This window comes from [Clostridium] aerotolerans DSM 5434, assembly GCF_000687555.1.
GTDB lineage: Bacteria > Bacillota > Clostridia > Lachnospirales > Lachnospiraceae > Lacrimispora > Lacrimispora aerotolerans.
On the sequence record NZ_JHWJ01000007.1, the window covers coordinates 127,165 to 146,210 of the forward strand.

Annotated in this window: 19 protein-coding genes and 1 pseudogene; 8 read left to right on the forward strand and 12 right to left on the reverse strand. The window is 41.4% G+C overall.

Annotation, left to right across the window (positions count from 1 at the left end; genetic code table 11):
• Positions 1 to 176: 176 nt before the first annotated feature.
• On the forward strand, positions 177 to 812 hold the full coding sequence (locus T546_RS0111605) for a superoxide dismutase (RefSeq protein ID WP_034599059.1): 636 nt from the start codon (positions 177 to 179) through the stop codon (positions 810 to 812).
• Between the two features lie 86 nt (positions 813 to 898).
• Here the strand turns inward: T546_RS0111605 and T546_RS0111610 are convergent, their stop codons facing one another.
• Entirely contained in the window at positions 899 to 1,174 is a 276-nt protein-coding gene (locus T546_RS0111610; RefSeq protein WP_156951327.1) for a hypothetical protein, read from the reverse strand.
• Between the two features lie 355 nt (positions 1,175 to 1,529).
• Positions 1,530 to 2,132 carry a YczE/YyaS/YitT family protein gene (locus T546_RS0111615; protein WP_026891765.1) on the reverse strand — a complete coding sequence of 201 codons (603 nt, stop codon included), beginning with the start codon at positions 2,130 to 2,132 and terminating at the stop codon, positions 1,530 to 1,532.
• 403 nt (positions 2,133 to 2,535) lie between these two features.
• On the opposite strand from T546_RS0111615, the gene T546_RS0111620 reads away from it, so the two are divergent.
• Entirely contained in the window at positions 2,536 to 3,039 is a 504-nt protein-coding gene (locus tag T546_RS0111620; RefSeq protein ID WP_026891766.1) for a phenolic acid decarboxylase, read from the forward strand.
• 193 nt (positions 3,040 to 3,232) lie between these two features.
• Here the strand turns inward: T546_RS0111620 and T546_RS0111625 are convergent, their stop codons facing one another.
• Genes T546_RS0111625 through T546_RS0111635 form a run of 3 tightly spaced genes read right to left on the reverse strand, consistent with a single transcriptional unit; the run spans position 3,233 to position 5,612 of the window.
• Entirely contained in the window at positions 3,233 to 3,805 is a 573-nt protein-coding gene (locus tag T546_RS0111625) for a flavin reductase family protein (RefSeq protein WP_026891767.1), read from the reverse strand.
• Between the two features lie 16 nt (positions 3,806 to 3,821).
• Positions 3,822 to 4,394 carry a flavin reductase family protein gene (locus T546_RS0111630; RefSeq protein ID WP_026891768.1) on the reverse strand — a complete coding sequence of 191 codons (573 nt, stop codon included), beginning with the start codon at positions 4,392 to 4,394 and terminating at the stop codon, positions 3,822 to 3,824.
• A gap of 54 nt (positions 4,395 to 4,448) precedes the next feature.
• Complete coding sequence (locus T546_RS0111635) at positions 4,449 to 5,612, reverse strand: iron-containing alcohol dehydrogenase (RefSeq protein ID WP_026891769.1); 1,164 nt, start codon at positions 5,610 to 5,612, stop codon at positions 4,449 to 4,451.
• Between the two features lie 153 nt (positions 5,613 to 5,765).
• Here T546_RS0111635 and T546_RS0111640 point away from each other — a divergent pair, with 153 nt between their 5' ends.
• Complete coding sequence (locus T546_RS0111640; RefSeq protein ID WP_026891770.1) at positions 5,766 to 6,710, forward strand: response regulator transcription factor; 945 nt, start codon at positions 5,766 to 5,768, stop codon at positions 6,708 to 6,710.
• Here T546_RS0111640 and T546_RS25335 read toward each other — a convergent pair.
• The gene (locus tag T546_RS25335) at positions 6,673 to 7,083 is read right to left on the reverse strand and encodes a hypothetical protein (protein WP_166429817.1); all 411 of its coding nucleotides are present in this window, start codon (positions 7,081 to 7,083) and stop codon (positions 6,673 to 6,675) included. The genes T546_RS0111640 and T546_RS25335 overlap by 38 nt on opposite strands.
• A 125-nt stretch (positions 7,084 to 7,208) precedes the next feature.
• Between T546_RS25335 and T546_RS0111645 the strand changes: the two genes are divergently transcribed.
• Positions 7,209 to 7,670 carry a GNAT family N-acetyltransferase gene (locus T546_RS0111645; protein ID WP_026891771.1) on the forward strand — a complete coding sequence of 154 codons (462 nt, stop codon included), beginning with the start codon at positions 7,209 to 7,211 and terminating at the stop codon, positions 7,668 to 7,670.
• Between the two features lie 276 nt (positions 7,671 to 7,946).
• Here the strand turns inward: T546_RS0111645 and lysS are convergent.
• From lysS to T546_RS0111670, 5 genes and pseudogenes are all read right to left on the reverse strand, one after another.
• Positions 7,947 to 9,443 (reverse strand): annotated as a pseudogene (lysS, locus tag T546_RS0111650) (lysine--tRNA ligase); the annotation flags it as partial.
• A gap of 73 nt (positions 9,444 to 9,516) precedes the next feature.
• Positions 9,517 to 9,999 carry a transcription elongation factor GreA gene (gene greA, locus T546_RS0111655; protein WP_024838399.1) on the reverse strand — a complete coding sequence of 161 codons (483 nt, stop codon included), beginning with the start codon at positions 9,997 to 9,999 and terminating at the stop codon, positions 9,517 to 9,519.
• Between the two features lie 98 nt (positions 10,000 to 10,097).
• Positions 10,098 to 11,066 (reverse strand): tRNA dihydrouridine synthase DusB, encoded by a 969-nt coding sequence (gene dusB, locus T546_RS0111660; protein ID WP_026891773.1) that lies wholly within the window; start codon positions 11,064 to 11,066, stop codon positions 10,098 to 10,100.
• On the reverse strand, positions 11,063 to 11,419 hold the full coding sequence (locus T546_RS0111665) for a DUF6145 family protein (protein ID WP_024838401.1): 357 nt from the start codon (positions 11,417 to 11,419) through the stop codon (positions 11,063 to 11,065). Before T546_RS0111665 ends, dusB begins: the two co-directional genes overlap by 4 nt.
• 126 nt (positions 11,420 to 11,545) lie before the next feature.
• On the reverse strand, positions 11,546 to 12,553 hold the full coding sequence (locus T546_RS0111670; protein ID WP_026891774.1) for a LacI family DNA-binding transcriptional regulator: 1,008 nt from the start codon (positions 12,551 to 12,553) through the stop codon (positions 11,546 to 11,548).
• A gap of 312 nt (positions 12,554 to 12,865) precedes the next feature.
• On the opposite strand from T546_RS0111670, the gene T546_RS0111675 reads away from it, so the two are divergent.
• Both T546_RS0111675 and T546_RS0111680 read left to right on the forward strand, forming a co-directional pair.
• Complete coding sequence (locus T546_RS0111675; RefSeq protein WP_026891775.1) at positions 12,866 to 14,347, forward strand: UxaA family hydrolase; 1,482 nt, start codon at positions 12,866 to 12,868, stop codon at positions 14,345 to 14,347.
• A 35-nt stretch (positions 14,348 to 14,382) separates the two neighbouring features.
• On the forward strand, positions 14,383 to 15,870 hold the full coding sequence (locus T546_RS0111680; protein WP_026891776.1) for a tagaturonate reductase: 1,488 nt from the start codon (positions 14,383 to 14,385) through the stop codon (positions 15,868 to 15,870).
• 52 nt (positions 15,871 to 15,922) lie between these two features.
• Here the strand turns inward: T546_RS0111680 and T546_RS0111685 are convergent, their stop codons facing one another.
• Positions 15,923 to 16,450, reverse strand: a complete 528-nt coding sequence (locus T546_RS0111685) for a GNAT family N-acetyltransferase (protein ID WP_026891777.1) — start codon at positions 16,448 to 16,450, stop codon at positions 15,923 to 15,925.
• 147 nt (positions 16,451 to 16,597) lie between these two features.
• Between T546_RS0111685 and T546_RS25035 the strand changes: the two genes are divergently transcribed.
• Both T546_RS25035 and T546_RS0111695 read left to right on the forward strand, forming a co-directional pair.
• Entirely contained in the window at positions 16,598 to 18,118 is a 1,521-nt protein-coding gene (locus T546_RS25035; protein ID WP_026891778.1) for a sensor histidine kinase, read from the forward strand.
• On the forward strand, positions 18,105 to 18,806 hold the full coding sequence (locus T546_RS0111695) for a response regulator (protein WP_026891779.1): 702 nt from the start codon (positions 18,105 to 18,107) through the stop codon (positions 18,804 to 18,806). Before T546_RS25035 ends, T546_RS0111695 begins: the two co-directional genes overlap by 14 nt.
• Positions 18,807 to 19,046 lie beyond the last annotated feature (240 nt).

The following is a 19,046-nucleotide window of genomic DNA, read 5'->3' on the forward strand; positions in this document are numbered from 1 at the left end:
TATTATGCGGATTATATGCATATAAGTCAAGACATTTAACAAAAAAAATAATATTTTTTTATCTAATATCCTATTTTTATTCCATTTTTATTATTTTTCTTTCTTTTATGCTGGGCATTCCACACATCCCTATGTTCCTGGAATATGATATAGCAAAAATAATAACAGGTTTTTTTATGAACGAGCATTATCCTTTTGTAAATCCTCCGCTTCCCTACGCTTATGATGCGCTGGAGCCATTTATCGATACAAAAACCATGTGCCTGCATCATGACAGACATTTACAGACCTATGTAAACAATTTAAACGAGACGTTAAAGGGCTGGTGTGACCTTCATGACTGGTCACTGGAAAAGCTGATTTGTAACGCAGACTGCCTGCCGGAAGTCATTCGGCAATCCATTCAAAATAATGGCGGCGGCGTTTACAACCACATATTTTATTTCAATGGAATGTCAGATCTGGAATCACGGAGCAATGCCGGGATGCTTTTTTCTGCGATCCTGGAGGACTTTGGTTCTATTGACTCCTTTTTTCAGGAATTTAAGAACAAAGCCCTGTCAGTATTCGGCTCCGGTTATGCCTGGCTTGTCTTAGAACGGGGCAGCGGACTTAAGCTTGTAACTTCTGCCAACCAGAATACCCCTATTGTTAAAAATCTCTGCCCCATTGCAGCCATTGATGTATGGGAGCATGCCTATTATCTGAAACATTACAACCAGAGAGCAGCCTATATCGATGACTGGTTTCAGGTGGTGGACTGGTGCTACGCCAATGAACTGTATATGAAATACAAATCCAGTCCCTCCTAGGATATTAGTGATAGTATGTCTGGGCTTATCTCATTAAAAAAGAGGAGCCTTATAAGGAATGGCTCCTCTTATCCATGCAGCCAGGCTTACTCTTCGCTGTCTACATCCATAAGTATTTCTAAAATTTTTATTGCTTTCTCATAGCTGATCTGTTTTACATTATGCATCTTATTCATGACCATCTGAGTGACATTATCTTTAGACCCGCCGACATCACTTTGGGTCGACATTACATGAACTGATTTATCATTCAAATCAATGGTCTCATTGATGAAGTAGCAAGCATCATTGGTCAGCTTTACATAGTCTTCTGTTGCTTCTGCTACATGAAAGCACTTTTCTTTATTTTCTTCATATATCATAATTTTATCTCCAGAACACAAAATCATAGCAACCTCCGCAAATATCATATAAGTAATAATTACTATTATCAATATATCACAAATAACAAGAAAATCAAAGCTTTTTTTCAAAAAATAATGTTTTTTAAATGCATCATTCTGCTATAGAAGAGATGTATTTTACCCAGTATAACCATTAATATATTAGCAATAAAACGGAAACAACACAATAAAAACAGGCTTATCATTGATAAAAAAGCGGGCCTCTTCTGTTCGCCTCCTGGAAGTGATTATGGGTCAGAAAATCCAGAAACAAGTGTATCATTCACTCATTTCTGGATTTAAGCTTATATCCATATGGAATATCCTATATCACTTAATCGTTACCTTCTCTTAGCCTTTTCATGGTGTTGAGAGTGAACTGAATGATGGGACCATAAAGCAGCATGGAGATTAACGTGCCCAGTCCTATGCTTCCTCCTAACAATGCCCCGATGACAATCAAAAAGCCATCCAGAGTGATTCTTACAAACCGGACCTCTTTCTTTAGCTTTTCTGAAACAAACATCATCCAGGCGTCTACTCCGCCCTCTCCCAGACCTGCCGAAACGTAGATTCCGATTCCAGCGCTCACCAGAAGTATACCTATGATTAATGCCAATACCTTTAGCAGGGTGTTATCATCTAACTGGCTTACAAGCGGCATAAAGAAATTGGCGGAAGCTCCTACTAAAACACCATTGACAATGGAACCAATACCCACTCTTTTTCTGTCTATAAAAAACAGAATGACGATGATGGTTACAACGAAAATCTGGGATGCCGTCCCCAAGGGAACACCAAAAAGCTTCCCCAATCCTTCATTAAACAATGAAAGTGCATCTAATCCAAAATTTGATTTTGCTTCAAAGGCGATTCCACAGCCCATTATAATTGATCCCGCAACTACCAGCAGAAAATCCCACATTCGTTTTGTCATCTCGCTCTCCTCTTTACATATTCTTTCCAGCAATCCTAATACGATTCAATGACGTATTTTATATCATACTATAAAGAGGGAAGAAAGAAAAGAAGAATTATAATTGCAGGCTACACGCATAAAAGCGTATTACAATTTTACTCCAATAACATTATAAATAGAGAAAATTTATAATGGAGGTTCTGTTTTGTGTGCCTTCACATTAAATCAGTTACATATCGTTCCTGTGTTAAATGACAGCATGCAAAAATGTAACAATTATTTTTTCTTCTCATATTATTGTTATTAGGTCTTATAGAAGACCTGCCTTTTCATATTGAACTTTTTGTAATTAATAAAATTTGAATATGAATGCTTTGTATTGCTTGCAAAAGATAGTTTTTAATATAAAGGGGATATATTTATGCAAAATTTAGATGATTTTATAGGAAGTCAGTTGATTTACACGTATGATAACGGATGGGAATATGAAATCTATATAAAAAATGAGGATACGATTGATTATCGTATTCATAGCGGAATGGTAGGCGGCCGCTGGGTTCGTGACCAAAAGGTTGATTTGGTTAAGCTTGTAGATGGTGTATTTAAGGTATCATGGACTGAGCCTACTGGCACAGATGTTTCTCTCAGCTATATGCCCAATATTAAGAAAATGCATGGGATTATATTTTTCCCAAAATGGGTACATGATCACCCTGAAATTACTGTTTGCTATCAAAATGATTTTATAGATTTAATGTTAGAATCTCGTGAGAAATACGATACGTATCCAAAGTATGTCGTGCCGGAATTTGCTGAAATTACCTATATCGGGCATCCAGGAGTAAATAATGAGAAGGTTGTTTCCCAAGCCCCTTATGAAGGAATGACAGATGATATACGCTCTGGAAAGCTGAAATTTGATTAATTTGTCTGACCCTGATACTTTTATGAAACAATGCAAGACATAGCTGCTTCCACTGCTAAATATATATTTGAAGCCTTAGCTATGTGCTCTCTGTGAACGTTACAATAAAGGGATTAACTGTACCCTGATAATTAAGCACAGATTCTTTGTGTCTAACTATCAGGATACAGTTTACCATTTTATTTGAATGGAATTACATATATTTTTTTCCTTCCACCCATGCATTTCCTGCTTTCTCACCTAATGAAAAATAGCTGTTGCTGAATGAATCAAAGAATAACATTCCTGCTTTCTTAGCATCAATTTGACCAGTTTTATCTAATACTGACTCATCTGCTGCTACATTGACAATCCTTGCAAGTACGGTAGTAAAATTATTTGCTCTTACGACCTCTATGAGTTCGCATTCGATGACCAGTGGACTGCCTTCGATGATAGGGGCATTGATGTGTTCACTCTTTACAGCCTTCAAGCCTGTTTTTGCAAATTTATCAGGAACTCTACGGCCGGATACAATTCCAAAGTAATCCACTTCCGTTATCAAATTCTGATTTACCAGAGCAACAGTAAATTCCCGTCTCTTTTCAATGTTCTCATGGGTCTTACTGCGTGGACCAACACACAATGCCAGATCACCGGCATTCGTCCTTGTACACTCATGCAGATTCATCACGTTAACTGTTCCATCATCATTATAAGTGCCAATCATTAAAACCGGCGCTGGATATCCATAGGAAAAAGCGTTTGGACCTAAGTTTTTCATCATAATATGCAATCTCCTCTTAGTTATTCTTTCTAAGCTGTAGTCCATCGCGGTAAGCATTACCGACCTTCTCACCAACGGACAGATATGACTTATTCATCCAATCGAAAGTGATCGGATGGAATTTTTCAAATGATACCTTGCCATCTTCTCCAAGAATCCGTTCATCCAGACTTACATTGACGATTTCGCCAACCAGTCTCCAGGTTTCCTCATCATAGCTCTTCACTCTGCATTCAACGGCAAATGGAAGCTCATCGATAATCGGTGCATCTACGAATTCGGATTTTGTTGTATGAAATCCTGAATTTTCAAATTTATCTTCCACTTTACTTCCTGCTGTTATACCAAGGTAATCACAGGCAACTTCATTTTCCACATCCGCCATACTTACAACAAAGGAGCCTCTGGCAAGAATTCCTTTTAACGTATTTCTCTGGGCTGCCACGACAATCGTAATTTCTGTCTCATTGCTGATTCCTCCCCATACTGCTAACATGGCAGTGGGCTTTTCTGCTTCATCATAAGATGAAATCATCAACACCGGCATGGGTGTGATATATGGCTTTGCTCCAATATTTTTTCTAGACATGTTTAATCTCCTTTAAATTTGTAATGAATCACAATTATACAATGAATTATGCTCTTAACGATATGATTTCTTATAGATTTCTAGATAATCTTCATCCGTAAGCGGTAACGGATCTGCGGTAGTATCTCCTCCCATTACCTCGTGTATTCTCTTTGGATACTTAACAAGCTCTTCTTCCTTGATTCCTGCATCGCTCATGCGGAGATCTTTACATCCCACTGCTTCAATCAGTTCATCCAATGCTCTGATAAAATCTTTTCCGGATGAGGGGTTCTCCACTCCCATTGCTTTTGCCATTTTGATCATCTGTCCTTCTGCGGCTTTGCGTTCTGCAAAGAAATCATAATAGGCATGAGCAATCATAATCAGACCAGCACCGTGGACCAGGTTTTCGTGATAGGATCCCATGGCATGCTCCATTGTATGCGCTGATGTGATGAGCATGTAGTAGCCCGCAAGTGAATTAGCCAGTGCCATATTTGCTCTCGCTTCCTTATTGCTGCCATCCCGATATGCAACCGGAAGATTGGCGGCAATCAGTTCAATCGCTTTCAAAGCAAACATTTCTCCCATCGGATGCTCATTTTTATTAATCACAGACTCAGCTGCATGGAAAAAAGCATCCATTCCCTGAAAAGCTGTAAATTTAGGCGATACACTCATCATCAAATTGGAATCAACGACAGACAGTACCGGGAACATGGATGGAGCTAAAAAACCGGATTTTTCACTTACCTTGTCGTTGCTGAGCACCGCACAGCAATCCACTTCACTTCCCGTTCCTGCTGATGTGGTAACAGCGACAATTGGAGCGGCATTATTCTCTGGATTCTTTTTTCCTCCATTTAACGAATAACTGTAATCCCAGATATCACCCGGATTGGTCATCATGAGTGCGATACATTTGCTGGCGTCCATGACGGAGCCTCCCCCAAGTGCAACGACAAACTCACAGTCAGTACTCTTTGCTTTCGCTGCACCATCCATAATATTGCGGTTTGTGGGATTTGGACGGATCTCATCAAATAACTCATAGGTGACTCCTGCAAGTTCCAGCTCTTTTATAAGCGCGTCCAGATATCCGAACTTCTTCGCAGATGAACCATTGGATGTCACGATCAGGGCTTTCTTACCCGGCAGAACTTCTGTATGCAGCTCCTGAAGTTTTCCCGCTCCAAATAATACTTTCGTCGGCATATAAAAATCAAAATTGTACATATGTACGATTCCTCCCAATCTGAATTTTCTTGTCACTAATTTATCATATAGATTTTAGCCTTCCAAATCAGCGCTAAATATTAACTTGAATTGTGGCTTATTTTAACTTATAATCGGATTTAAGTATGTCTGTTTGAAGAAAGGAACGTTGTTATGTCTTGGAATTGCAATACCGAAATCGATCACGCATTAGAAAAACTCAGTCAGGACTTTCTGCACCTTAATTGGGACTTTAGCCCTGATCCCTCCTCAGGAAATAACGAATTGATTTCCCATTGGCTGGGAGAGGAATACGAGGAAGTTATGGTAAGCGCATTTGAAGGGAAAAAATTTCAGGAGCGTTTTCACCGCCAGGACTTTTTTTTCATTCATTTTGCTTACCTCGGAGATTATGATGCATTAAGCGCCAGCTGTAACAATCGGATCACGATAAAAGAAGGAGACTGCTATATCGGTCAGCCCTACAGCGGCTATGCTGTCCAGCGAGATTGTAATCACGAATGTATTATTCTCGCAGTACTGATTCGTAAAGAAACCTTTTTCCGGGAATATTTAAGTGCACTCTCAGCAGATAGCTTCATGCTTAATTTTTTTCTAAAACCACAGAAAGACAAATATTCAGAAGAGTTCATTCATCTGGAAATTCCAGCCTCTTCGCCAATCTGGCAGCTGCTGAATGTCATGATTCTTGAATACGCTCATAAAACTGAGGACACACAGAAAATATTAAAGCCTATGGTCATGTCCCTTGCAATGTATCTTTCCTATGAGTACAAGCGTCAGCATACCCCTGCTTGCACCACATTAATTGACCGGATTATGGAATATATTGAATCACACTCTGATTCTGTAACATTGAAAGAGATTGCATCCCATTTTGGATATCACCCCGTTTATATTTCCCGTCTTTTGCCGGAAAAGACAGGGAAGACCTTTTCTGCTCTGGTAACCGAATCACTGATGCGTAGAGCCAAGCTATTATTGGATCATACGGATCTTTCTATTGAAAAAATTGCTGATATGCTGGGATACAGCAATAGCAGCAATTTCTATAAGGCCTTTAAACAGTATTATGGGACTTCTCCTCGCCAGCTTTAATGGTCCATGTTGTTATAGACATTCTTAACGCTACACTCATATCATTGTAAAAGCAGCTGAAGTTTGTAATGTATTTATTAACCGATGGATTTAAAGAAGCAATGGACAAAGCTGTTCCACTTGCATCGTTGCCACCTGTAACGCGTAATTTAGTCTTAATAACATCTTCGTCCCATGATAGGTTTAATTCCTTAATCAAATTGCAAAACGACATAATTAACGGAATCTGTTTACCAGGATTTTCAACCTTAAATGCGCTTACAGTTCTATCGTTGCTGTCAAATGTGAATACACATTCAAAAGTTTCTGCAACATCACCTGTCAGAAATGCATAAGATGTAACGCTATCATTATCAAAACTACGCCGAATCACAGATATTATAGGATTAATGAGACGAAATATTCTATTAGGGGAAAGATAGGTCACGGATAGAGCACCTATCTTTATCTAACACATATAGGTAAATTATTCTGTATATGATATGAGGAGAAATAATAATGGGTATTACGATAAAAATAATAGATAAAGTTTATTGTAATGATTTGGCTGAATTGCTAAATTCAGATGAAAAATTACATTTAGCATTTTCTCTAAACAGTCCACGCAAAAATATTACAGGTAATGAGTATTATGAAGGATGCAAGGCATGGGAAATAAGAAAAAACGGAAGTAATTTTGTGATTCTATATAATGAGAGACCGATTGGTTCTATATCATTTTATAAAAGAGATGATTCAACAGCTGGGTGTGGATATTGGTTAGAAAGTCGTTTATGGGGAAAAGGTTATGGCAAGGAAACTTTTTCGTTATTTCTACCGATTATTAAAAAAGCAGGATTTAAATATGTGACTGCGGATATATTAAAGTCAAATGAAGCTTCGTTAAGAATTTGGGCGAGATATACAACCGATATAAAAGAAAATGATGACAGATATTTTCCTATTATATGTCTTAAATAGTAAGCTACATAATATTTACAACTTTCACGATTTTTCACTAATACGAATTTAAGAGGAGAAAAAAAGGACACTCCCTTTTAAGGAAATGTCCAAATAATAAGCAATTCTGCCATATTATATTGTATGAATCAATCACTGATACTTTTTACATAAACGTGTAAAGCTTTATCCCTGCTTATATCAAATTAACTATTTGATGTAAATTTGATGTAAAACCTCTAATTTTAAAGCAAAAAACCTGTGTAGACTATTGATTTTATTAGGTTTTTACTTGTCGATGGTTTTCATCGTCGGGAACAGCAGAACATCCCTAATCGCATAAGAATCTGTAAGTAGCATAACAAAACGGTCGATACCAATACCAATACCGCCAGTTGGTGGCATACCAATCATCAGCGCATTGATAAAGTCATCATCCATAGAGTTCGCCTCATCATCACCAGCAGCAAGAAGTGCTTCCTGCGCCTTGAAACGCTCGATCTGATCCAAAGGATCGTTTAACTCAGAATAAGCATTAGCCATCTCACGCTTTGTGATGAACAGCTCGAAACGCTCGGTGTACTCTGGGTCTTCTGGCTTTTTCTTGGTCAGCGGGGAGATTTCCACCGGATGATCAATGATAAAGGTAGGCTGAATCAGGTGCTCTTCCACGAACTCTTCAAACAGAAGGCTTAAGATATCACCTTTCTTATGACGTGCTTCGTAGGATACGTGATACTTGTCAGCCAGCGCCTTTGCTTCTTCGTCTGTATGAACCTCTGTAAAGTCAATATCCTTATACTTCTTAAGAGCATCTACCATAGATATTCTTTCAAATGGCTTTGATAAGTCAATTTCAACACCATCGTAAGTAACAACAGCAGTACCAAGTACCTTTAAGGCAACGGAACGGAAGAGGTTCTCAACCAAATCCATCATGCCATGGTAATCGGTATAGGCCTGGTATAATTCCATAAGAGTAAATTCCGGATTGTGGCGGGTGTCGACGCCCTCATTACGGAAAACACGTCCGATTTCATAGACACGCTCTAAACCGCCTACAATGAGACGCTTTAAATAAAGCTCCAGAGAAATACGAAGCTTTACATCTTCATCAAGTGCATTATAGTGGGTTTCAAATGGTCTTGCAGCAGCACCGCCGGCATTGGCTACCAGCATAGGTGTTTCCACTTCCATAAAGCCCTGGCCATCCAGATGGTCACGGATTGCTTTGATGATCTGGGATCTCTTTACAAAGGTATCTCTTACCTCCGGATTCATGATCAGATCCACATATCTCTGTCTGTAACGGGTGTCTGTATTGGTAAGTCCGTGGAACTTTTCAGGAAGAATCTGAAGGCTCTTGGTCAGCAGATCTACCCTTTCTGCATGGATAGAAACCTCGCCTGTTTTCGTGGTAAATGCAGTACCCTTAATTCCAACGATATCACCAATATCCAGCTTTTTGAATTCCTTATACTCTTCTTCTCCAATGCTGTCTCTGGCTACATAGGACTGAATATTGCCCTTTAAATCCTGAACATTACAAAAGGCAGCCTTTCCCATAACTCTCTTGGACATCAAACGTCCTGCAATCGTTACTTCCTTGCCTTCCCACTGATCGTAATGCTCCTTAATGTCGCTGCTGTGTACAGTGACATCGTATTTTGTTACCTGAAATGGATCCTTTCCCGCTTCCTGAAGCTCTGTTAACTTCTCACGGCGAACCTTTAATAAATGGTTTAAATCCTCTTCCACAACCTGATTCTGGTTTTGATTCTGCTGTTCTGCCACCTGTTTGCACTCCTTTGTGAACTATAAAATAAGGAAGTTCGATTCGCCTTGCGGCTCCTCGAACAGTTAATTATTATGATACTCTCTGGATCTCCAGTACCTTATACTGAATCACTCCAGACTGGGTTTCCACTTCCACAACGTCTCCCACCTTTTTGCCCATTAACGCCTGGCCAACCGGGGATTCGTTGGAAATCTTATTCTGAAGGCTGTTCGCTTCTGTTGAGCCTACAATCTTGAATTCCATCTCTTCGTCTTCATCAACATCGTAAACTTTTACCTTACAGCCAATGTTAATCTTATCAAGGTCTATCTCATCTTCCACAACGACTTCTGCATTTTTGAGTAATTTTTCCAGTTCTTCTATACGCAGCTCGATGTCTCTTTGTTCATCCTTAGCGGCATCATACTCAGCATTCTCGGATAAGTCGCCTTGCTCTCTGGCTTCCTTGATCTTCTGGGCAACTTCTTTTCTTTTAACTACCTTTAAGTTCTGAAGCTCATCTTCGTATCTTTTAAGACCTTCGTAGGTTAAAATGTTTTTCTTATCTACCATGGTTTTCGATTCCTCCTGGTTTCTTACTCGCTCATTCGCATTCCAGATATTATAGCGTAAACATCTGAAAATGTCAAGATTCTGCTTGGTTTTACTGGTTACAATACTAAGATTCTTTCTTCCACAAATCGCCTTAATTCGTCCATGGTTTCTACCTGATTGATATCATTTCTCAATTTGGCAGAATGAGGAAGTCCTGCGGTATACCATGCCATATGCTTTCGCATCTCACGCATGGCTACATTTTCTCCTTTTTGCTCCATCTGCATACTGCCATGACGCAGGATCATTTGGCTGATCTCTCCTGCATTCGGCTCCGGGAGCAAGGTTCCTGTTTCCAGATAGTGAAGGGTTCTGGAAAAGATCCAGGGATTTCCTTTTGCGCCTCTGGCAATCATAATGCCGTCACATCCAGTCTCCTCCAAAAGTGCCTTGGCATCCTCCGGCTTAAAGACATCGCCGTTGCCAATGACCGGAAGAGAGACCGCTTCTTTAACTTTACGTATGATATCCCAGTCCGCGGTTCCGGAATAATACTGTTCCCTGGTCCGTCCATGGACAGCTACTGCCGCCACTCCGGAGCTCTCTGCCATTTTTGCAAACTCAACCGCATTAATATCATCCTCGGCAAAGCCTTTTCTAAACTTAACCGTTACAGGCTTTTTTACTGCTTTCACCATGGAAGATAATATGCGCTCCGCAAGCTTTATGTCCTTCATAAGTGCAGAGCCTTCCCCATTTTTGACGATTTTGGTAACGGGACAGCCCATATTTACATCTATAAAGGCAAAAGGACCAGATTCAATCTGGGCCGCCATATCTGCCATAATGGAAGGATCTGACCCAAAAAGCTGAACGCTAACCGGGCCTTCGCCGTCTGCAACTTCCAATAATTCTTTTGTATTTCTGTTTTTATATAAAATCGCTTTGGCGCTGACCATCTCGGTTACTGCCATACCGCAGCCCTGCTCCCTGCACAAAAATCGAAATGGCAGGTCTGTAACCCCTGCCATCGGCGCCAGTATCAGGTTATTGTCAAGCGTCACATTTCCAATTCTAAGCTTCACTTATCCATTGCTCCATTTTCTAATTCTTCTCCAAGATAAAATACCCGGTAATACATCTCTAAGGCTTCCAGGAGTTCCCTTTTTTCCTTCCGGTACTGCTTTATCTTTAACACGCTTCCAATTTCATCAAACAGGTAATCGCTCTCTTCTGCCGTCACTTTAAATTCCAGTGTGCCATCCTCGGTAAATTCCAGAAGGAGGATACCGCCAACGTCTTCCGTATAAAGCACGCACATGACTTTTAAATCCTGTTTGATGCTTTCCGGAAGGCTTTGGAATTGCTGGTTAAAATAGAATCTCTGCTCATAGGAATTGGCACCACACAGCACCACATTGTCTCCATCATGTTCCATCTTTATTCCTGCCACCGCACTTTCTATCTAAAATTCCCTGCATTTTTTCATAAAAAAAAGCCAGCAGGGCGTTTCATTTGCTTTACTGGCTTTATATTGTAGCATAACGGATATAAAAAGACAAGGTTAAAAATCAGTAGTACAGCGTTTAATCAGCTTACAGGGAATCTTGCTGTCACGGGGAACTTCCTCTCCATTTCCGTGAAGGATTTTCATCATATTGCTAATGGTCAGATTACACAGCTCTTCTACCTTATTATCAACAGAGGATAGTTCAGGATCGCTGCAGATGGAAAGGGCAGAATTATTAAACCCGGTAATGCAAAGATCCTCTGGTATCTTTAACAGCTTTGAATTTGCATATTTAATGGCGCCGACTGCCAGACCATCGTCAGTAGCCACCACGCTGTCAAAGTTTAAATCTCTCCGTTCCAGAAGGATATCCCGCACGGAATGGATCCGGTTCTTTACATAAAGCTTTAAGTCGCCAAGCACGGGAAGTCCGTGGCTTTTTAAAGCTGCCTCATAGCCTTCCAGCTTCTGGGTCGCACTGTAGGAATGGGAATCGCAGAGAAAGAGAATCCGCTTTCTTCCTCTTTCAATCATCTGGCTGGTTACATCAAAGGTGGCTTTATAATCATCTCCGTAGGCGCAGTATACATTTTCATTATCCAGATAACCATTGATGAGAAAAACAGGAACCGTCTTAGCGGCGTCACGGACATACTGAATCAGGCTGTCACTGTCACCGGAACCTGCATAGACTGAGCCTACCATAATAAGTGCATCGATTCTTTTCGCTAAAAGAAGGCTTACATACTTTTCTTTCACTGATTGTTCATATCCCGTACAGCATAAGATGCAGTCATATCCATGCTCATGCATGCGGCTTTCCAAATGAGCCACTGCTGTGGCCATATAAGCATCTGAAACATCAGGGCACATAATTCCAATGGTCTTCATGGAATCCAGTCCAAGACCTCTGGCAAACACATTGGGAGTATAGCCATTTTCATCCATAATAGCTCTTACTTTATTTTTCGTTTTCTCACTTACTCGGGGGCTGTCATTCACCACCCGGGATACCGTAGCAATGGAAACTCCTGCAAGCTGTGCGATATCATAAATATTCATTGTAGTCCCTCTTAGTATCATAAATTTCAATGCAGGTAAGGCAGCTTTTGCCGTTTTTGAAAGCCAGCGTAAGCGCTTACACTATTCTCGGTCAATTATACAGGATTATTTCATAGAAAGCAACCGTTATTCAGCATTAATATAGGAAATAATTGATATTTTATTTTAATAAATCGGCTTATCTATAAAGAAAAAAACTTTCTTTCGCTCTTTCCCTATTGACTATAGGATTAAAATGGTGTATGTTTTATGTAAGTACTTACATTGCATGTATTTAATATAAAACCGGTACTAAGAAAGGAAAGGAAGCTTATGCAGGATTTTATCAAAATTCATTCCGAAGATAACGTAGCCGTTGCCTTAAAGCCGCTTGCAGCCGGTACTTTCATTGAGACAGGCGATACGGCAGTGACCCTTCTGGAAGATATCCCTCAGGGCCACAAATTTGCCCTTACCGATATACCTGCCGGCTCATCCGTCATGAAATACGGCTGTGCCATCGGCGCAGCAAAGGAGAATATTGCGGCAGGGGCCTGGATTCACACACACAATTTAAAAACAGGGTTAGGGGATTTACTTACTTACAGTTACGACAAACAGGATAGCAGTCTTTCAAAGACAGAGGACCGCACCTTTATGGGATACAGACGGCCTGACGGTAAAGTAGGCGTACGAAACGAAATCTGGATTATCCCAACGGTTGGTTGTGTCAATAAGATTGCTTCTGCCATTGAACGTGCATCTCAAAAATACATTACCGGATCCATTGACGAAGTAGCGGCATTCCCACACCCATACGGTTGTTCCCAGATGGGCGACGATCAGGAATACACCAGAACCATTTTAGCAGATTTAATCAACCACCCCAATGCAGGAGGCGTTCTTGTCCTTGGACTTGGCTGTGAAAACAGCAACGTTCAGGAGTTAAAGCGCTACATCGGGGAATATGATGAGCGCAGGGTCAAATTCCTGGTGGCTCAGGAATCTGAGGATGAGATGGAGGATTCCATGGCTCTCATCGAAGAATTAGCGGAGTATGCAGGTACGTTCCACAGAGAACCAATCAGCTGCAGCGAGCTGATCATCGGCATGAAGTGCGGCGGCTCTGACGGTCTGTCTGGAATTACAGCCAATCCAACGGTAGGCGCTTTCTCAGATATGCTGGTATCTAAGGGCGGCACCACTATTCTTACTGAGGTTCCGGAGATGTTCGGAGCGGAAACACTTCTGATGAATCGTTGTAAAGATGAGGAAACCTTTGAAAAAACAGTAGAGCTCATCAACGACTTTAAAAACTACTTTACCAGCCACAACCAGACCATTTACGAAAATCCGTCACCTGGTAATAAAAAAGGCGGCATTTCCACACTGGAGGATAAATCCTTAGGATGCGTCCAGAAGTCAGGCAGCGCTGAAGTGGTGGATGTATTAAAATACGGAGAGCCAGTACAGACAAAGGGCTTAAACTTATTAAGCGCTCCTGGCAATGACCTGGTTGCTTCTACGGCTCTTGCTGCTTCCGGAGCTCATATTGTTCTCTTTACCACAGGCCGCGGAACTCCATTTGCATGTCCGGTACCTACGATGAAGATTGCTACCAACACAGCCCTGAGCGAGAAAAAGAGTAACTGGATCGATTTCAACTGCGGTGTTTTAGTAGAAGACACCGATATGGATACCCTTAAGAACCAGTTTTTTGATTTTGTAATTGAAGTTGCTTCCGGCAAGAAGGTAAAATCCGAGGAAGCAGGCTTCCACGATATGGCCATCTTCAAACGGGGCGTGACTTTATAATACTTCATGGATACAGGAAAAGGAGATTAATTCGAATGGAAAAGTTATGTTATGCAACACTGGAAAAGCAGGGTTATGACGGTTATCTTTTAAAGGATGCACCTGAGCGTGTTCTGCAGTTTGGCGAAGGAAACTTTTTAAGGGCTTTCGTGGACTATTTTGTTGATATGCTCAACGAGAGAACTGGTTTTAATTCCAAAGTCGTTTTATGCCAGCCCATCGCCCCAGGTCTTGCAGATATGATTAACGAGCAGGAGGGACTTTATACCCTCTTCCTCCGCGGATTTGAAAACGGAAAGAAAGTAAATGACAAAAGAGTCATTTCCTGCGTCAGCAGATGCTTAAACCCTTATAAGGAGTATGATGAGGTTCTTGCCTGCGCAGAAAACCCGGACCTTCGCTACATTGCCTGCAACACAACAGAAGCAGGAATTGCATACGATCCTTCCTGTCAGTTTACCGATGTACCAGCTGACAGCTATCCTGGAAAACTGACTCAGTTCTTATATAAAAGATTTGAGAAGTTCGGTAAGGAAGCCGGCAAAGGTTTTGTTATTCTCTCCTGTGAGCTGATTGACAACAACGGAAAAGAGCTTGAGAAATGCGTATTGCAGTATGCAAAGCAGTGGAACTTAGGAGAAGAATTTATCAGCTGGATCAAGGCTGAGAACATCTTCTGCTCTACTCTGGTAGACCGTATCGTAACCGGATATCCAAGAAATGAAGCTTCCTCCATCTGCGAAGAATTAGGCTATCAGGATAATCTGATCAATACTGGTGAAGTCTTTGGCTTCTGGGTCATTGAAGGTCCTGAATCTTTAAAGAAAGAGCTTCCTTTTGAAGAAGCCGGCCTTCCGGTTATTATCTGCGATGACCACAAGCCATACAAGCAGAGAAAGGTACGTATCTTAAACGGTGCTCATACTTCCTTTGTATTAGGTGCATACCTTGCTGGTCAGGATATTGTCCGAGACTGTATGGATGACGAAGTGATCTGCGGATTTATGAACAAGACTATCTATGATGAAATCATTCCTACTCTGACACTGCCAAAGGAAGAATTATTGAGCTTTGCTGGTTCCGTCACAGAACGTTTTAAGAATCCATTCATCGATCATGCTCTGCTTGCCATTTCCTTAAACTCCACCTCCAAGTGGAAAGCAAGAGTTATGCCTTCCTTTAAAGGATATGTAGAGAAAACCGGGGAACTGCCAAAATGCATCACAGCTTCCTTTGCATTCTACATCGCCTTCTATCACGGCATGAACTTAACCGAGGAGGGCCTGGTTGCTTCCCGACCAGCAGGCGACGAATATACGGTAAAAGACGATAAGCCAGTCCTTCAGTTCTTCTATGATCATAAAGATGATGATGCAGAAACTCTGGCTCATGCCGTTTGCAGCAATACCGATTTCTGGGATGAGGATTTAAGCAAGATCCCTGGATTTGAAACAGCTGTGGCAGGTTACTTAAAAGCCATTGAAGAAAAGGGTGCTTATGCAGTCATGAAAGACTGTCAGTAAATAAACCTCTTAGGCCTGTGTATGTTTCATACATGGGCCTTATTTTTTAATCTTAAATCAATTTTTCATATAGTTTAAACCAATCAAGTCCAGCTTCTTCTAATCCAAGACTTACCGTATCAATATACTCAAAACCACACTTTTCATAAAGATGAATGGCTGGAACATTCTCTGTGTAAACATCTAGCCGTAAGGATTCTGTTCCCTCTTCTATTCCCAGTTCTTCTGCATATTTTAACAGTTTAAATCCAATTCCCTGATTGAAATAACCTGGATGAACGGTAAATGTATAAACTACGAGAACCTTATCATAGGATAAATCTTTCTTCCACCTGACGCTTAAATAAGCTTCTTCCGGTTTGTGTCTTAAGATCATGGAGCCAACGATAACGCCTTCATTTATAGCAACGTGTAAATTGCCCTCTTCGATTCCCCGCATGGCATCATTGCGCGTGGGATAGACTCCCTTTTTCCAACCACAATAATTAATCCCATTTTCCATATGGTCATTGATTGCATCATACAAAATTTCCAGATCATCCACATCACGCCTTATTCCTTTTCGTATGCTTATGCTCATTATTTCCTCCTCCTGTACTTGATTTTGCTTATTATACCAAAGGAATCTATATGAAACAATATTTCTTAACAGGTATCTTGTATAATTCTTCCTATGCTAATATACTATTTATAAAATAACTTCATGGCTCATAAAGGAGAATACGAAATGAATTTCTTTAAAAATGCCCCTGAGAACGGGAAAGGTATCCAGGACCATTATTCTGCCATGGCTCCATTTCTAATCCGTATGAGCATCATGTTTTCATTTTTACTGGGAGCCTCCTTAATCGGATATAGCTTTAAAGCACTCCAATTACAGGAAACCAATATTGCCATCGTTTATCTGCTGGCTGTCCTTTTAACGGCACGGTATACGGGAGGATACCTCTTTGGCTTCTGGGTCTCTCTCTTTGCTGCCTTTATCTTTAATTTTTTATTTATGGAGCCTTATTACACCTTTTCAGTTAATACACCAAACTATATTATTACCTTTACCATTATGGCAATCACCGCCTTTATTACCAGTACCTTAACGACCCATGCCAAGCAAAATGCCCTTCGGGCCAGAGAACGGGAGGAGGAAGCGAAAGCACTCTATTCTCTTACCAACCGTTTGACTGATGCGGCAGACATTCCTGAAATTGCAGACATTGCAGCAAGTGCGGTCTGTGAGATGCTAAACTGCAGGGTCGGCTGTGTCTGCTTTGATGAATCCGGGAAACCGGACGAAGCCTTTTCCCGGCAGTTTTCTCCAAAGAATGGGACGCCGGAGGAGGCAGCCTCTCAGAAATCCTTTTTTGACTGGCTCATATCCGGAAGGGACTCTACCTTAGGTGTTATAAGAATTCCCATGGATGATGCAAAGCGCATGACTCCTACCCAGACACGGCTGCTTCAGGGAATGATTGAAAACACGGCACTTGCCATGGACCGGTTTCATGCATCAGAGCAGCGGCGTAAGACAAATGAGGCCATCGTCCAGGAGCGTTACCGGGGCAATCTGCTTCAGGCTATCTCTCACGACCTTCGCACTCCTCTTACAGGAATTATGGGCACAGCAGAAATGCTTCTTACTATGACAGGGAAGGACGACAACCGGTATGATCTGATCAAGGAAATATACGGAGACGCGGACTGGCTCCATTCTCTGGTGGAAAACATCCTAAGCCTGACCCGCCTCCATGAAGGAAAATTAGTTCTTCATAAGCAGGAGGAAGCTGGGGAGGAGGTCATAGGTGCTGCGGTACACCACGTCCTGCACCTTCACCCGGAGCACGACATATGGGTCACTGCTCCCGAGGAACTGCTTCTCATTCCCATGGACGCCAAATTAATCCGGCAGGTTCTGATCAATCTTTTGGACAATGCCATCAAGCATACAAAGCCGGAACAGGAAATCCAGGTCTCCTTAAAAAAGGAGAACAGCGGTAATTTTGCTGTTTTCTCTGTCTGCGATCATGGAGAAGGCATTGATGCATCAGATATTTCTAATATCTTTCAAATGTTTTATACCTCTGCTTCCAGGCGAAACGACGTTAAGCTGGGAGTTGGACTGGGGCTGACCATCTGCGAAGCCATTGTAAAAGCTCACGGCGGGGAAATTAAAGCAAGGAACAGGGAGAATGGACCGGGCGCAGAATTTATTTTCACCCTTCCTTTAAAGGAGAATTTTCATGAATCTAAATAACAGAAAAATCCTGATTGTTGAAGACGACAAGCAAATAAGAAATTTCATCAGCTATTCCCTTGATCAGGAAGGGTTTGCCTATGTCACATCAGGCGCCGGCCAGGGGGCTCTCAGTATCCTTCTATCGGATCAAATTGATATCATGCTCCTGGATCTTGGACTGCCGGATCTTGACGGCATGGAAGTCATTAAGAAGGTAAGGGAATGGTCAGAGCTTCCCATTATCGTGGTTTCTGCCAGAGATCAGGACAAGGAAAAGGCGGCGGCACTTGACTTGGGGGCCGACGATTATCTCACAAAGCCATTTTCCGCCACAGAGCTTCTTGCACGGATTCGAGTGGCACTACGGCACTTAAACCAGCACAATGGACCGGATAAGGCCCAGAACCACCTTCAGGCAGGTGACCTTCAAATTGATTTTGAAAAAAGACTGGTCTATCTGGAAAACCAGGAGGTACATGTGACTCCTATGGAATACAGTCTTTTGACCCTGTTCTTTAAAAACATGGGTAAGGTACTGACCACAAGGCAGATACTGACTGAGATCTGGGGGATTCACTACGGCAATGACACCCAGGCACTCCGGGCCCTTATGGCCGGCCTCAGGCGGAAAATCGAAAAAAATCCAGCCAAACCTCGCTACATTATAACGGAAATAGGGGTGGGGTACCGGCTGGTGGATGAGTAGACAGACAGCAACAATCTATCCAGGGATAAGAAGTTCTTTATGACTTCTTATCCCTGTTTTTCTTTCTCATACGATTCTTATACCGTTCTCACACCATTCTCACACCCCCTCTTCCATTCTCACACTCCACTCACAAATTAAGAGCTATGATAGAAATTACCAAATCGATCTGGCAAAGCAATGAAAAAGCAGACGGCTTTTTTCCCAAGCTGTCAATCTACGAAAAAGGATAGGAAGATA